Source organism: Burkholderia cepacia (genome assembly GCF_001039005.1).
GTDB lineage: Bacteria > Pseudomonadota > Gammaproteobacteria > Burkholderiales > Burkholderiaceae > Burkholderia > Burkholderia theae.
Genome location: NZ_LDWR01000074.1, coordinates 26,502 through 41,579 on the forward strand (window position 1 = coordinate 26,502; position 15,078 = coordinate 41,579).

12 protein-coding genes and 3 pseudogenes are annotated in these 15,078 nt (G+C 66.8%); 8 read left to right on the forward strand and 7 right to left on the reverse strand.

Annotated elements, in window-relative coordinates; all coding sequences use genetic code 11:
* The first annotated feature begins 165 nt into the window (after positions 1–165).
* The 4 genes from VL15_RS34855 (at position 166) to VL15_RS34870 (ending at position 5,249) form a co-directional block, all read left to right on the forward strand.
* Positions 166–2,772: a circularly permuted type 2 ATP-grasp protein gene (locus VL15_RS34855; protein WP_048251371.1), complete on the forward strand. Its 2,607-nt coding sequence runs from the start codon at positions 166–168 to the stop codon at positions 2,770–2,772.
* Positions 2,766–3,818 carry a transglutaminase family protein gene (locus VL15_RS34860; protein ID WP_048251346.1) on the forward strand — a complete coding sequence of 351 codons (1,053 nt, stop codon included), beginning with the start codon at positions 2,766–2,768 and terminating at the stop codon, positions 3,816–3,818. The genes VL15_RS34855 and VL15_RS34860 overlap by 7 nt, the downstream gene beginning before the upstream one ends.
* A 184-nt stretch (positions 3,819–4,002) precedes the next feature.
* The gene (locus tag VL15_RS34865) at positions 4,003–4,275 is read left to right on the forward strand and encodes a hypothetical protein (RefSeq protein ID WP_048251347.1); all 273 of its coding nucleotides are present in this window, start codon (positions 4,003–4,005) and stop codon (positions 4,273–4,275) included.
* 74 nt (positions 4,276–4,349) lie between these two features.
* Positions 4,350–5,249, forward strand: coding sequence for a hypothetical protein (locus VL15_RS34870; protein ID WP_230684590.1), 900 nt, complete (start codon positions 4,350–4,352; stop codon positions 5,247–5,249).
* A gap of 10 nt (positions 5,250–5,259) precedes the next feature.
* Here VL15_RS34870 and pip read toward each other — a convergent pair whose 3' ends face one another.
* The gene (gene pip / locus VL15_RS34875) at positions 5,260–6,192 is read right to left on the reverse strand and encodes a prolyl aminopeptidase (RefSeq protein ID WP_048251349.1); all 933 of its coding nucleotides are present in this window, start codon (positions 6,190–6,192) and stop codon (positions 5,260–5,262) included.
* 327 nt (positions 6,193–6,519) lie between these two features.
* Here pip and VL15_RS34880 point away from each other — a divergent pair, with 327 nt between their 5' ends.
* Complete coding sequence (locus VL15_RS34880; RefSeq protein ID WP_048251350.1) at positions 6,520–7,671, forward strand: acyltransferase family protein; 1,152 nt, start codon at positions 6,520–6,522, stop codon at positions 7,669–7,671.
* A gap of 9 nt (positions 7,672–7,680) precedes the next feature.
* Here VL15_RS34880 and VL15_RS34885 read toward each other — a convergent pair whose 3' ends face one another.
* Both VL15_RS34885 and VL15_RS42295 read right to left on the reverse strand, forming a co-directional pair.
* Positions 7,681–8,484 carry a hypothetical protein gene (locus tag VL15_RS34885; RefSeq protein ID WP_048251351.1) on the reverse strand — a complete coding sequence of 268 codons (804 nt, stop codon included), beginning with the start codon at positions 8,482–8,484 and terminating at the stop codon, positions 7,681–7,683.
* 78 nt (positions 8,485–8,562) lie between these two features.
* Positions 8,563–8,708, reverse strand: a pseudogene (locus tag VL15_RS42295) (transposase); the annotation flags it as partial.
* Between the two features lie 420 nt (positions 8,709–9,128).
* On the opposite strand from VL15_RS42295, the pseudogene VL15_RS41125 reads away from it, so the two are divergent.
* The 3 genes and pseudogenes from VL15_RS41125 to VL15_RS34895 form a co-directional block, all read left to right on the forward strand.
* Positions 9,129–9,382, forward strand: a pseudogene (locus tag VL15_RS41125) (aldehyde dehydrogenase family protein); the annotation flags it as partial.
* A gap of 28 nt (positions 9,383–9,410) precedes the next feature.
* Positions 9,411–9,743 carry a hypothetical protein gene (locus VL15_RS42300; protein ID WP_155420354.1) on the forward strand — a complete coding sequence of 111 codons (333 nt, stop codon included), beginning with the start codon at positions 9,411–9,413 and terminating at the stop codon, positions 9,741–9,743.
* Between the two features lie 145 nt (positions 9,744–9,888).
* Positions 9,889–10,272: pseudogene (locus VL15_RS34895) on the forward strand (IS6 family transposase); the annotation flags it as partial.
* A gap of 84 nt (positions 10,273–10,356) precedes the next feature.
* Here VL15_RS34895 and VL15_RS34900 read toward each other — a convergent pair.
* From VL15_RS34900 to VL15_RS34915, 4 genes are read right to left on the reverse strand one after another with little or no spacing between them, the layout of a single operon-like run.
* Positions 10,357–11,421: a 2-aminoethylphosphonate aminotransferase gene (locus tag VL15_RS34900; RefSeq protein WP_048251354.1), complete on the reverse strand. Its 1,065-nt coding sequence runs from the start codon at positions 11,419–11,421 to the stop codon at positions 10,357–10,359.
* A complete protein-coding gene (aepY, locus tag VL15_RS34905; RefSeq protein ID WP_048251355.1) occupies positions 11,421–12,602 on the reverse strand; it encodes a phosphonopyruvate decarboxylase in 1,182 nt (393 codons plus the stop codon). The genes VL15_RS34900 and aepY overlap by 1 nt, the downstream gene beginning before the upstream one ends.
* A complete protein-coding gene (aepX, locus tag VL15_RS34910; RefSeq protein ID WP_048251356.1) occupies positions 12,599–14,287 on the reverse strand; it encodes a phosphoenolpyruvate mutase in 1,689 nt (562 codons plus the stop codon). The genes aepY and aepX overlap by 4 nt, the downstream gene beginning before the upstream one ends.
* Positions 14,284–15,051, reverse strand: a complete 768-nt coding sequence (locus VL15_RS34915; RefSeq protein WP_048251357.1) for an NTP transferase domain-containing protein — start codon at positions 15,049–15,051, stop codon at positions 14,284–14,286. Before VL15_RS34915 ends, aepX begins: the two co-directional genes overlap by 4 nt.
* Between the last annotated feature and the right edge of the window lie 27 nt (positions 15,052–15,078).

Here is a 15,078-nt window from a genome sequence, read left to right on the forward strand (position 1 = left end):
GCACCGGTCGATAGCGGCCCCGCCGGAGTGCTAGGATGCGGGCAGATTGCGGCCGCGCGCAACGGCCCGCCGCTCATGCGGCGGCGCCCGTGCGCGGCCGCACCCTGAAGACGAAACGATACTGTGTCGCCCATTCAAACCGATCATCTCGCCGCCCTCGACGCGATGCCCACGCTTTTCGATACCGGCGCGCAGCCGGACGCCGCGGAACTGGCCGCCGCGCTCGCGGCGCCGGCCGCCACCGGCCGTTACGACGAACTGCGCGGCAGCGCGGCCGGCCTGAACGCGCCTGCGCTCGCGCCTGCATGGCGCAGCTTTTTCACGTCGATCGGCAGCGACGGCGTGGCCGACCTCGATCGCCGCGCCGACGCGCTGCAGCGGCGCATGCGCGAGAACGGCCTGTTCTATCAGTTGCACGAGCAGCGCGCCGGCGCCGGCGCGGTTGGCCCGTGGTCGCTCGACCTGCTGCCGCTGATCGTCACGCCCGAGGACTGGGTCGCGATCGAGCGCGGCGTGCTGCAGCGCGTGCGGCTGCTCAACGCGACGATGGCTGACCTGTACGGGCCGCAGACGATCCTGCAGCGCGGGCTGCTGCCGCCCGCGCTCGTCACCGGGCATCCCGGCTACCTGCGCGCGATGCGCGGCGCGCGCGTGCCGGGCGACACGTGGCTGCACGTCGTCGCGTTCGATCTCGCGCGTGGCCCGGACGGGCAGTGGCGGATCGTCGCGCAGCACACGCAGGGCGCGGCCGGGCTCGGTTATCTGCTCGAAAACCGGCTGATCGTGTCGCGGCTGTTTCCGCGCGGGTTTCGCGGGCTGCGCGTGCAGCGGCTCGCGTCCGCGTACCGCGCGCTGCTGCAGAGCATGCAGGCGCTCAGCCCGACCGCGAAGAATTCGCGGATCGTGCTGCTCACGCCGGGGCCGCACAGCGCGACCTATTTCGAGCATGCGTATCTCGCGCGTTACCTCGGCCTCACGCTCGTCGAAGGCGGCGACCTGACAGCGCGCGACAACCGCGTGTTCCTGAAAACGCTGCGCGGGCTCGAACCCGTGCACGGCATCCTGCGGCGCGTCGACGACGCGTGGCTCGATCCGCTCGAACTGCGGCCCGATTCGATGCTCGGCGTGCCGGGGCTGCTGCAGGCCGTGCGCGCGGGCAACGTGCTGCTCGCGAACGCGCCGGGCTCGGGCTTTCTCGAATCGCCGGCCATGCTCGGTTTCATGCCGCGACTCGCGGAGGGGCTGCTGGGCGAAACGCTGACGCTGCCGGCCGTGCATTCATGGTGGTGCGGCGAGGCGGCCGCCTGTGACGACGCGCTACCGCAGCTCGCGCGCGGCATCGTGAAGGCGTCGTATCCGCCCGACGTGCAGGCCGGCGGCCCGTTCGAGCCGGTGATCGGCGCGCGGCTCACGCAGGCGCAGCTCGCGGAGTGGCGCGCGCGGATCCTGGCGCAGCCCGAACACTACACGGTGCAGGCCGACCTGCCGCTGTCGCAGGCGCCGACCTGGCCGCGTCACGACGCGCCCGACGGCAACGGCAGTGCGCGCATCGTGCCGAAGCCGGTGCTGCTGCGCGTCTTCGCGCTCGCCGACGGCGCGCAGCGCTGGCGCCTCCTGCCGGGCGGGCTGTCGCGGGTCGGCACGCGCGACACGCTGTTCAACGCGCCGATGCCGCGCGGCGGCAGCACCGTCGATACGTGGGTGATGACCGAAGGCATCGTCGATTCGACGACGCTGCTTCAAACGCACCTCGGCCCCGACGACCTCGTCGAGCGGCCGCGCGCGATCGCGAGCCGCGCGGCCGAGAACCTGTTCTGGCTCGGCCGCTACACCGAGCGCGCGACCAACCTGATGCGCCTCGCGCGCGCCGCGCTCGAGCGGCTGCGCGGCGAGGACGACGTCGACAGTCCCGCGCATCTGGAGCTGATCGACACGCTGTGTCGCGACACCGGCCTGATCGCGGCCGATGCGCCGAACGCCGTCGATGCGCCGCGTGCGTTCCAGCACGCGCTCGCGACGTCGCTGACGCGCGGCGCGGATCGCACGTCGGGAGTCGCGTCGTGCCTGTTCGGGATGCGCGGCGCCGCCGCCGCGATCCGCGAGCGGCTGTCGAGCGATCAATGGCGGCTGATCGACGACGCGACGCAACTGTTCGCGGACAGCGCCGGTTTGCCGGAAGCCGAGGAGCAGATCGGCAACGACGCGCTGCAGTTGCTGGAGCGTCTCGGCCTGCTGCTCGGCGCGATCACGGGCGCGCAGACCGACAACATGACGCGCGATGACGGCTGGCGGTTGCTGTCGATCGGCCGGCAGATCGAACGGCTGGACTTCCTGTGCGCCGTGTTGAAGTTCGCGTTCGACGAGGGCGCCGTGCATCGGCAGGACGGCTTCGAGCTCGTGCTGGAGCTGTTCGACAGCACGATCACGTTCCGCTCGCGTTTTCAGCGCGGCTTCGACGTCGCGCCGCTGCTGTCGCTCGTCGTGCTCGATACCGACAACCCGCGCTCGCTCGGCTGGGTCGTGCAGGCGCTGCGCGGCCGGTTGACGAAGGTCGAGCGCAGCGAAGGTTATGCGTTGTCGGAGCTGGCCGAGACGGTTCCGGACGTGCCCGCGTGGTCGCTGCACGAACTGTGCGAAACCGCCGACGGCGGCCGGCACGACAAGCTGCTCGATGCGCTCGACGCGACGGTGAGGGCGGTCTGGGAACTGTCGAACCGGATCGGCGAACGCTATTTCAGCCACGTACGCGAGGCGGGCAGGACGCTATGGTGACGACGAAAGGCGCGGCGAAAACGCCGTCCGGTTCCGGGCACGCACGGCAGGCTGCGGCACCGGTCGCACCGGCGACACCGGTTGCGCCGGCCGCCGTTGCGCCCGGCCGATTGCTGCGCGTCACGCACGATACCGAATACCGTTACGCGGCACGCGTCGAATCGGCCCAGCACCAGGCCCGCCTGCAACCGCTCGCGACGCCGCGGCAGCAGGTGCTGTCGTTCGCGCTCGACATCGAGCCCGCGCCGGAATCGGTCTGCACGGAGATCGACGCATTCGGCAACGCACGCGCGTCGTTCGCGCTGAACCAGCCGCACGACGCGCTGCTCGTGCGCAGTTGCAGCACCGTGCGCGTGACGCCGCCCGTGTGGTCGCTCGGTGCGCGCGGCGCGCCGCCGCCCGCGATCGCGCGTCCCGATGGAAAGCAGGCGACCGAATGGGAAGCCGTGCGCGACCGCTTGCGGTTTCGCGCGGGGCAGCCCTACGACGCGGCGAGCGAATTCGTGTTCGCGTCGCCGCATGTCGCGTGCGATCCCGAACTCGCCGCGTACGCGGCCGCGAGCTTCACGCCGCACCGGGCGCTCGTGCAGGCCGCATGGGACCTGATGCGGCGCGTGCACGCCGACTTTGCCTACACGCCGAACAGTACCGACATCACGACGTCGGCACTCGACGCGCTGCGGCTGCGCAAGGGTGTCTGTCAGGATTTCGCGCACGTGATGATCGGCGCATTGCGCTCGCTCGGGCTGGCCGCGCGTTACGTGAGCGGCTATCTGCTCACGCAGCCGCCGCCCGGGCAGCCGCGGCTGATCGGCGCCGACGCGTCGCATGCGTGGGTCGAGGTGTACGACCCGGCGTGGCCCGAGGACGGCGGCTGGCTGCAGCTCGATCCGACCAACGACCGCGCGCCCGGCGACGACTACGTGATGTTGTCGATCGGCCGCGACTACGCGGACGTGACGCCGCTGCGCGGCGTGATCCGCGGCGGCGGCGCGGATCAGGAGCTGAAGGTCGGCGTGACGGTCGAGCCGCTGGAGGCGCCGTAACGTCGCGCGATGCCGCCCGCCCGGGCGCTTCGCCGTTTAAGTCTTCGTTAATACTGCACGCCTAGCATGGTAATGCCGGCGAACGGATCGGGCCCCGGTCCGGCGCCGGCGGCACGCGCGGGTGCGTCGACGTCACGGCGCCGCGCCGTCGCGTGTCACCATTCCCTTGCAACGGCGACAGACCATGATCAAGCACTTCGACTACACGCTCGGCAGCGAGACGATTGCGCTCTGCGCGAGCTTCGGCGCGGGGCCGGCGTTGCGCCGTGTGCTCGTGAGCCGCGCGGATTCGATGGAGACGCTGGTGGTGCTCGACGCGCGCGGCCTGTCGGGTCTCTTGAAGGTCGCAACCGAAGAACCGGAAGGGCTGCTCGACGACGCGATCCGCAAGGTCGGCGACGAGCAACTCGTCGAGCGGGCGATCAGCGGCAGGACGATCGTCGAAACCGCGCTGTGACCGCATAAGCACGGCGCGGCGGCGCGGATCAAGGAGTATGCTGCCGGTCCGACCGGCTCATTCACGCATGCCCGATGTCCGCAACTGGCGCTGCCATTCCCGTTTCCCGCCGCTATACGACGATTCGCGTGATCGCGTATCACGGCATCCTGCAAAACATCACGGCCTTGCTGGCGTTCGTCCCGTTCATGCTGTTCCTGCACGAACGGTCGCTGGCCGCGTTCTCGTCATGGTCCGGGCAGATGTGGGCGCTGCAGGGCGTGTCGTTCGCGGCGGCGATCGCCGGTCTCGTCGGTCACATTGCGCTGGCACTTCGTCGCCGATGGGGACGGACGCTGGATGTGGCGACCTGGGTGGTGTTGAGCGCCGCGTCGCTCATGCTGTCGTCGTGGATCACGGTGCTCATCGGGTTGCCGCTGGGCGTCGCCGGCCTCGCGCTGATGTACAACCGGCTGAGCAACGACTATCTGAACCTGCCGCACGCCGCGATCGAACCGACGGCACGGCGCTTCGCATTCGTCGGCCTGCTGGCCGCTTCGTCCGCGCTGCATTACTGGGCGATCTCGTTCGCGACGATGCGTACCGGCACGTTCGGCTACCTGCTGCCGAATGGCCGGCCGATGGACCTGCTGATCGCCGCTGCGATCGCGCTGGCCGTCGGCACCGCTGTCGCGCCACGCGGGCAACGCATGTGGTGCTGCGGGATGTCGCTGATGACGTCCGCCGTCGCGATGCTGGCGATGCTGTTGAGCTACGTGTCGGTCGCGACGCCGCTGGTGCGCTACCTGCCGCACGAATACCGGCGCATCGCCATCCCGTGGCAACCGATCACGGTTTACGCGATCGTCACGTTCTGCATTGCGCTGGTGCTGATACGCGCGACGAAGCCGCCGAAGCAGAGCGACTGGGAGCAGTGGTCGAATCCCGACGCTTCCACCGGGGCGGGCGCCGCGCGCCGGGAAACGACCTCCTGAAGCTGCGTGGCTAATCCGCGAACCGGTCCGTCGCCGCGATCAGCGCTTCCAGGATCCCCGGTTCGTTATACGCGTGCCCGGCGCCGGGCACGATCTCGAACGTCGCTTCCGGCCACGCCTTCGACAGATCCCACGCAGTGCGGGCGGGCGTCGCGATGTCGTAGCGGCCTTGTACGATCACGCCGGGAATGCCGGCGAGGCGATGCGCGTCGCGCAGCAACTGGCCTTCCTCGACGAAACCGTGGTTGACGAAGTAGTGGTTTTCGATCCGCGCGAACGCGAGCGCATAGTGGCCGTCCGCGAAGTGCGCGGCCAGCGCGGGATCGGGCAGCAGCGTGATCGTGCGGCCTTCCCAGATGCTCCACGCGCGCGCGGCTTCGAGCTTCGCGGCTTCGTCGTCGCCCGTCAGCCGGCGATGGTAGGCGGCCATCAGGTCGCCGCGTTCGGCTTCCGGAATCGGCGCGACGAAGGCTTCCCACAGGTCGGGGAACAGCCACGACGCGCCTTCCTGGTAGTACCACAGCAATTCCGCGCGGCGCATCGTGAAGATGCCGCGCACGATCAGCGCGCTGACGCGTTCCGGGTGCGTTTCCGCGTACGCGATCGACAGCGCGCTGCCCCACGAGCCGCCGAATACGAGCCATTGCTCGGCGCCGACCATCTCGCGCAGGCGTTCGATATCGGCGACCAGGTGCCACGTCGTGTTGTTCTCGAGGTTCGCATGCGGCGTCGAGCGCCCGCAGCCGCGCTGGTCGAACAGCAGGATGTCGTAGCGCTCCGGGTCGAACAGGCGGCGATGATCGGGGCTGCAGCCCGCGCCGGGGCCGCCGTGCAGGAACACGGCGGGCTTGCCGGCCGGGTTGCCGCAGCGCTCCCAGTAGATGCGATGGCCGTCGCCGGTGTCGAGGTGGCCGTGGGCGTAGGGTTCGATCGGTGGGTACACAGACAGGCTCCGGGTAAGGGTCGACAGGAGGCGGACGAGCGGGCCGGTGTGCGGGCGGGCACGGTACTTTGAATATTGCGGCGCCGCAAAAAACTCGTTGCGCAGGCATCGGCCGGCCGCCGCCGGACAAGGCTTGTCATTATGCCCATTCGCCGCGCCGGACGTTGGCTCGCTATCGTGTGCGTCGCCGCCGGTGTTCGCGCCGGGATTTTTGAAGCAATTTCATTCCGATATTTTTCATACAAAATCCCGGCGGCATATCGGTGCGCCGGATCGGGGGCGCCTGCCTATCTCCTGCTTCTTTACCGTGCCAACGGGAATCAGTCGATGAACCATCGCGTCACGCAGTTGACCGGGTTGCGCGCCGTCGCCGTGTCGATGGTCGTCGTCGGCCATGCCGAGCACGTGCTGCCCGGCGGCTACACGGGCTGGTATGCGCCATTGCGGCTGATCGCCGACGGCAAGCTCGGCGTGCTGATCTTCTTCGTCCTCAGCGGTTTCCTGATTACCAACGTGCTGCGCGCCGAGTTCTCGCGCACCGGTGGCATCGCGCTGACGTCGTTCTACGTGCGCCGCGCGCTGCGGATCTGGCCGGCCTGCTACGTCTATCTCGCGGCCGTCGCGATCGTGGCCTTCGCCGGCTGGTTCGACGTCGATCGCCGGCAGTGGCTGTATGCCGCGCTGCACCTGTGGAATTACTCGGCGTGGTTCGGGCTGACCGCCGACAACCTGGTGCATCGCGACGGCGCGTGGTATCTCGGCCATTTCTGGTCGCTCGCGCTCGAGGAGCAGTTCTACTGGTTCTGGCCGCTGCTGTTCGCGTACGGCATCCGCCGCCGCGGCACGCGCTGGCTGGCCGCGCTGATCCTGATCGTGCCGCTGGTGCGCGCCGTCACGTATTTCGTTGCGCCGGCGCTGCGCGGGCAGCTCGGGATGATGCTGCACACCGGCGTCGATCCGATCCTGATCGGTTGTTATGCGTCGCTCAACCGCGAACGGCTCGAAGCGTGGATCCGCTCGTGGCGCGGCGAGACGCACATCGTGACGGCGATCATCGTTGTCGTGCTGCTCGGGATGCCGCTCGCCGAACATCGGCTCGGCGGCTTCTGGAATGCGACATACGGCGTGACGCTCGAAGCCGCGCTGATCGCGATCGTGATCGTCGTGCTGAATTTCCGTAACGAGTTCTGGTGCGCGCGCTGGCTGCGCGCCGGGCCGGTCGTGTTCATCGGCACGATCTCGTTCAGTCTCTATCTGTGGCAGCAGCCGTTTGCGAACCCGGACCTGCCGGTCGCGCACGCGTTTCCGCTTGGGATCGTGTGGGCGCTGATGGCCGCGACGGCCAGCTACTTCCTCGTCGAAAAACCGTTCCTGCGGCTGAAGGATCGATATACGGCGCGCGAGGCGCGACGCGTGCGTGATGACGTGTTGCGGGGGCCGGCGCCGAGCGAGGCGATCGGGCCGAAGGTGGCGGAGTAGGTCACTGCGTTATTTCATCGCCGAAGGCGGATACCAGAAGTTTCGGAACATATCGATTCCGTACGTCTTGCCGTCATAGCGGACGACCGTGCGTGCGGTGCGTGTGCCCGTGTCCGAGTAGTCGCCGTCCTTGCGTTGCGTCTTCGTGATGTGCGCAGTGATCGACAGGTCTGCGAAACCGTGGCTCGAGGCTTTCTCGACGGCGATCGTCATGCGCGCCGATTCGCTGCGTGCGTCGCCGGTGCCGCATGCGGTGCCTTCGCTACTGACCCAGCCGTAGAGGTTGGTGCCGAATACCGGGCGGATGCGGTTGCCTTCGCGTACCCACAGCGTCAATTCTTCGCTGGCAGCGGCGTCGGGACAACTCGGCCCCCGCGCGCTGCTCGAGAACACGACACCGAACGCGCGAACGTCCGGCGACAACCGGTAAGGTGCCGTATCGATGCGATAGCTGTTCTCGCCGACCTCCGTGAGCGCATCTTCCTGGACCACTGACCGCTCGGCCGCAACGACCTTGCCGCCCTCGACGAGCGCGACGATCTGCAGCTTGTCGCTGTCGTCCGGGTTCTTGCTTTTCGGAAGCGAATCGAACGCGACGGCCGCGATCGTCGTATCCGGCGCGTTCGGCATGACCTTGCACGCCGACGCGACGACGAGCCGGTCCGCGTCGCGCGTGGCGATCCGTGCGCTCACGATGCCGGCCCATCGGGCGATGGCCGTGACGGTATCGTCGCTGCAAGGCTGGCTGTCGGTGGCGTGCACGGCGGGAGCAGCGGCAAGCGCCAGCAAAGGAACGAAGCGACGGATTTTCATGGTCTCGATGGGAAAAGGGGGGGGCTTTGCAGATTTCCTGGGAACGTATGATAGAGCGTTGGTGCTCGGCTGCGGATTCAACCCGTCGAGCTTTGCGTTCTCTTCCTCAAGCTGTTTCAGCCGGGCAACTCCGAGGGCGACAGCCCACCGTACTTCGTCCGCCAGTTGTAAAACGTCGCGTCGCTGATCCTCATCTTGTGGCAGACCTCCGCGACAGGCGTGCCCTACTGCGCGGCATGAAGATCGAGCGGGCCAACCAGGCCTGGGCGCTCGACACGACCTACGCTCCTATGGCGCGCGGCTTCGTATCTCTGATCACAAAATTCGACAAATTCTCCGGTCATATGCCAATGTATGAGATTAACGCATCTTGGCAGCAGCTCCTCATGGTCCCGTGCACGGGAGCAGTACAAAACGTGACAGAACAAGAGCGCGGGATGAGTAAAATCTGGGTCTTCCAATGCAGCAGAGGCAAGGAAGCAGCCGCAGATGATTCTCCTTCGGCATGCTGAAATTACGACTTACGAAAAACATAATTCGGTATCCGGAATGAATTGACAACTAAAAAATTGGCCATGATCGAATGGTTGCCTAACCGATATCACACCCACTGTCCCAACTCTCATCTATCTTTTGGACATTTCCTTCGACGTGCCAACAACACTGAGTACGGATTGGCTGCGGGCGTTGCAGCCGAAAATCTCAGCCGCGCGCATCGCGTGATTCATCGGCGTGAAGCAAGCGTTTGTCTGGGAAACACTTGGGGTGAGTCGCCTGCTGAGATGCCGGTCGGTGGCTACAAACAATTGGGGATTGGCCGCGAAAATGGAAACTGGAGCACTACACTCGCTTGAAGCCGATCCAGGTCGAATTTTGTGCTTATGCTTTGGTAGCTTGAAGAACAGCTTTATATGGAAAGGTTGGTTATGCTGAATAAATGGACTTTTACTCTTTTATTTTCTATGAGCGCGGTAAGTTTGACGGGTTGTGCGGACGGCATGGCGCGTATTCATGCCGCTGGTCATCCGATCGTGATGGCGTCCTCTAAAAAAGAGGGGGCATTTGGCAAGGATGTGCGGCGAATTCAGGCTCCGCAGAAAATTACAAGGGGTCGGGATGGTGAGTGCTGGGATTACCAGGTCTCCGCAAACGGCAGCGGCCTACTACCATATTACGTTGTGGTTGGTGCTAATGATCGCGTGGGCAGCCATAGTTTCAGGACATGTGAAGAGGCCAAAGAACTAGGTGAATTCAAGTAATCAGTGTGCGTAATGTGGATTGACCTGTGGAGTTGAGGCTTGGCCGGGATTCGCGAGAAATCCGCCGCATCCCGGTTCAATCCATTGATTTAGAGTCGCTAATAGCGCTGTCACGTTGCCGGAGGGTGTCGGGTAAGCTGCGGCGATGAAAAAGAAATCGCCCTACCACGGCCATCGATTCCCATCGGTGATCATCTGCCAGGCGGTCCGCTGGTATTTCCGCTTCCAACTGAGCCTGCGCGACATCGAGGAACTGCTGTTCGAGCGCGGCGTGGTCGCCAGCCACGAGACGATCCGCCGCTGGCGCGACAAGTTCGGCCCGGGCTTCGCGCATAACGTCACGACTGCACGGCGCAAGCCGAGCAGCACTTGGCACCTGAATGAAATGTTCGTGTCACTGCGCGGCTAGCCCTACCTGCTGTGGCGGGCGGTCGACGAGCATGGCGTCGAACTGGACATATTGCGACAGAAGCGCCGCGACAAGGCGGCTGCCAGGCGCTTCTTCCAAGCGGTTCAGCCTTCTTGGCCCAGCATTCTTGAACCGTCCAACTTCCGCGGTTCAGTTCACATATGCCGGGCCTTTTGTCGACATGTCGGCGAAAAAAGCAGCGGCTTACCGCGTCAGCGCAGTAAAACCCTCCAGCAACCGATCGACATCAGCCGCTTGAATCGCCCCCATCGTCGAAATCCGGAACAGCTCCTTCGACAACCCGCCTTGCCCCGCGTAGATCACGAAGCCACGCGCCTTCAACCCGTCGTGCAGCGTCTCGTACGTGACGCCCTGCGGCAGCCGGTACGCGCGCAGCACAACCGACGACGCACCTTCCGGCAGCACCAACGGCATCCCGCGCGCAGCAAGCCCGGCTTGCGCCTGATCGGCGAGCGCCTTGTAATGCGCATGACGCGCGCGCCATCCACCAGCCTCATCAAACTCGCGCAGCGCCTCGACGAGCGCGTAGTACGCGTGCACCGACGGCGTAAACGGCGTATTCCGCTGATCCTGCAGCTTTGCGAGACGGCCGAGATCGAGGTAGTACGTGCGGCTTGCGGCCTTCGCGAGCGCGCTGCGGCGCACGATCACGAACGCCGCGCCCGGCACGCCGTGCAGGCACTTGTTCGCGGTCGCGGCAACGGCGTCGATGTCGCCGCCGGCGAAATCGAGCGCTTCCGCGCCGAAGCTGCTGACGCCGTCGACGAGCAGCTTCACGCCGCGCGAACGACACACCTCGGCAATTGCGCCCAGATCGTTCAGCCGGCCCGTCGTCGTTTCGTGATGAATCACGGCGACGTGCGAGTAGCCGCCCGCGTCGATGCGCGCGGCGATCTGCGTGAGATCGGGCGCCTGCATCCATTCGTGCTTCAGCACATCGTGCGCGATGCCGTATTGCGTGGCGATCTGCGTGATCCGTTCGCCGTACACGCCGTTCTCGATCACGAGCAGCTTGCCGTCCTGCGGCACGAGCGCCGCGATCATGCTCTCGACGGCGGCGGTGCCCGAGCCCGTCATCAGCACGGCGGCCCATTCGGCCGGGTCGAGTTCGTAGGCGGCGACGAGGCGCGCACGCGCTTCATCCTGCAGATCGAAGAATTCGCTTTCGCGATGGCACAGGTCGGGTTGCAGCAGGCTGCGGCGCACGCGTTCGGTCAGCGTTACCGGGCCGGGGTTCAGCAGCAGCATCAAAGGGCTCCTTCAGCGTGGGCTTCGGTCTGCGCGGCGCCGATGTGCCGCATCAGACGGGTCTTGACCTCGACCGGCGTGACGGTCGGGCGGGGCAGGCCGTCGGGCACGCCCGTGCGGATCGCGAGACGCACGAACTGGGCACCGTCGTGAGACCCGGCCAGCGCCGTATCGAGCACGTCGAGCGTGTCGCCTTCGACCGCCGACGCGTAGCCGCATGCGGCCGCGACGCCCGCGAACGATACGTGCCGCGACACCGTTGCCTGGCCGCCCGTCGATTCGTGCGCGCCGTTGTCGAGCAGCACGTGCGTGAGGTTGGCCGGGCCGTAGGTGCCGAGCGTGGCGAACACGCCCATCCGCATCAGCGCGGCGCCGTCGCCGTCGACCGCGACCACGCGCAGGTCGGGGCGCGCGAGCGCGAGGCCGAGCGCGAGCGGCGTCAGGCAGCCCATCGAGCCGACCATGTACAGCTGGTTCGGGCGATCGTCGATCGCGTAGAGTTCGCGGCCGCAGAAGCCGGTCGACGCGAGCACGACGGTCGAGTCGACCGGCGTGTGCGCGATCACGCGCTGCAGCGCGTCCTGGCGGGTCGGCCACGCATCGGTCGACGCGGCGCGCGACGTCGATTGCGCGGCGACATGCGCGCGCGGCTGCGCCGCCGGGTTCGCGTTCAGTTCATACGGCGCGACGCTGCCTTTCTGCATCACGAGCGCGTACGGGCGGCCCGTCTCGTCCATGTGCGCGATCGCGCGGTCGAGTGCCGGGCCGACCTGTTCGGGGTCGGTCGGGAACGTCTCCCACGGGATCTCCATCGTGTCGAGCATCGCGGGCGTGATCGGGCCCATCAGCGCGTGCTGCGGCTCGTCGGCGACGCCCGGCTGGCCGCGCCACGTGACGATCAGCAGTTGCGGCAGGCGGAACGTCCAGGTCAGCGACGTCAGCGGGCTCACCGCGTTGCCGAGCCCCGAGTTCTGCATCATCGCGATCCCGCGCTTGCCGCCGAGCGTCGCGCCGGCGATCAGCGCGACCGCGTCGCCTTCGTTCGCGGCCGACAGGTAATTCAGCGTCGGGTCCTGCAGCACGTAATTGATGAACGGCGTCAGGTACGAGCAGGGCACGCCTGCGTACCAGTCGAAACCGCGCTCACGCGCGGCCTCGACGAACTGTGCCGCTTCGATCATTGCGCGCCCCCGTTGCCGGTGCCCGGTTCGGACAGCGGCGTCTGGCCGTGCGCGAAGTCGCCCGCGCGGCGGAAGTCTTCGAGATCGTTCACACCGCGCCAGTGGCCGTGGACGTACTGCACCTCGATCTTCTCGCCGGCGGCGATCAGTTCGTTGAGCAGCGACGGGATGTCGAGCGTGTCGAAATCGTCGCGCGCCTGCAGCGTCGCGAGCATCGCCTTCAGGCGATCGACGCCCGCGCCGCGCACGTTCAACAGGCCGATCCAGCGGCCGTGCGGCGTGCCTGCGGCGACGTCGCTCGATACGCGTTGCAGATAGGTCTTCTGGCCGAACAGGCCGCGATCGTCCGCCGCCGAGCACAGCGCGAAATCGCGCACGCTCTGGTTGGTCGGCTCGGTCAACGACGAATCGACCACCACGCTGAACTCGGCCTCGCTCTCCGCGAGGTCGCGCACGATGTAGCTGCGGAACAGCAGGTCGCCGTACGAGATCACGGTGTCGCCGGTCAGGCGTTCGGCCGCACATGCGAGCGACGCGAGTTCGCCCGTCTGCGCATGGCGTTCGTTGATCACGAGCTTGATGCCCGACGTATCGATCGCGTCGGCGCGATAACCGCCGACCACGGTGATGTCGTTCACGCCGTGCGTCTTGAAGCCGTCGACGAGCCAGCGCAGCAGCGGCTTGCCGGCGACCGACAGCATGACCTTGGGCTTGTCCTCGGTCACGGCTTCGAGGCCCTTGCCGCGGCTCGCGGCGAGCACGATCGCGGCGTTCGACGCGCGTGACGACGACGACAGGTAGATGCGCTCGGCGGCCGAGTACTCGTCGGCGTCCTGCAGGCGGAAGATCTCGTTGACCGATGCCACGCGGTCCTCGACGTTGATCAGCGTTTCGCTCTCGTGGATCTCGCGCGCGGTCGCCTGCATCGCGGATGCCGACGCGCGGATCAGGTGGTTCGCCCAGATCACGGTGCTGATGCCGGCCTGGCGGAACACGTCGGTCGGCGTGCTGTAGTACTTGGTCGGCACGATCACGAGCGGCGCCTTGCCGCTCCATTCGCGTGCGAACTGCAGGATCTCGTCCGGGCGCGAGAGCTTGCTGTGGATCAGGATCGCGTCGGCGCCGGCTTCCGCATACGCGTTCGCGCGGCGCAGTGCCTCGTCCATCCCCCAGCCTGCGATCAGCGCTTCGACACGCGCGACGATCGAGAAGTCGGGATCGGTCTGCGAATCCTTGCCGGCCTTGATCTTGCCGCAGAACTCGTCGATTTCCGCGAGCGGCTGGCGCTCGCCGCCGATGAAGCTGTTGGTCTTCGGGAACTGCTTGTCCTCGATGCAGACGCCGGCGATGCCGCGCTGTTCGAGCTTCTTCACGAGGCGGCGCACGTTGTTGAAGTTGCCGTAGCCGGTGTCGCCGTCGAGCAGGATCGGCAGGTCGCTCGCGTCGGCCATGAATTCGAGCACGTCGACGACCTGCGTCCAGCTCGCCTCGTTGTTGTCGCGCACGCCGAACTGCGCGGAGATCGCGAGGCCCGACGCCCAGATCCCCTTGAAGCCGGCTTCGCGGACGATTCGCGCGGACAGGCCGTTGTGCGCTTCCATCAGGAATTCGAGGTCGCTGCTGACGAGCATGCGGCGCAGGCGTGCGCTGCGCGATTCGGTGAAATTGGGTTCGCGTGCGTTCATCGTGCGGCTCCTGCGGTAGTGCGTTGAATCAGGGGGAGGATTTCTTGCGTGGCGCGTGCGACGTCGTTCGGGAAGTCGATCTCGATCCACGGCGAGCCCGTCACGTCGGCGATGTCGAACGAATGGCCGCCTTCGAGCAGCAGGTCGCGCACGGCTTCCTCGTGCGGCATGTTCGCGCGGCCGCTGTCGACGTAGCCCGCGACGATCGTCGCGAGGCGGCGCGCGGTGCCTTCGGTGAAGCGGAAGAAGCCGACCGATTCGCCGATCGTGTCGTAGTCGAGGTCGACCGCAAGCTGCTTGCGCAGCTCGACCGGCACGCCGTTCTTCACGCACAGCTTGACGGGTTCGTCGCCGGCCTCGAAGTCGCGGTCGATCAGCAGGCGGTCGACCGCCTTATCGGGATCGGCCATCAGCGCATGCAGGATGTTTTCGTCGTACAGCACGTCGGCGTCCATCAGCAGCACGTCGCCGCCGCGCGTCATCGCGTCGGCGATGGTATGCACGGTCAGCACGCTGCCGAGGTCGTAGCGCTCGTTCAGCACGATTTCGGCCTGGCGGCCGAGGCGCTTCAATTCCTGCTCGACCTTCTCGGACTGGAAGCCGAGCCCGAGCACGATCTCGTCGACGCCCGCGGCGTCGAGCACGCGCAAATGGCGCTCGAGCAGCGAAACGTCGTCAAAGCGCAGCAGGCACTTCGGGAACTGCGCTTCGGGCGGTTGTTGCAGGCGCAAGCCGAGGCCTGCCGCAAGAATGATGGCTCGCATGGGTTCTCCAACCAAAAAGCCGGCGGA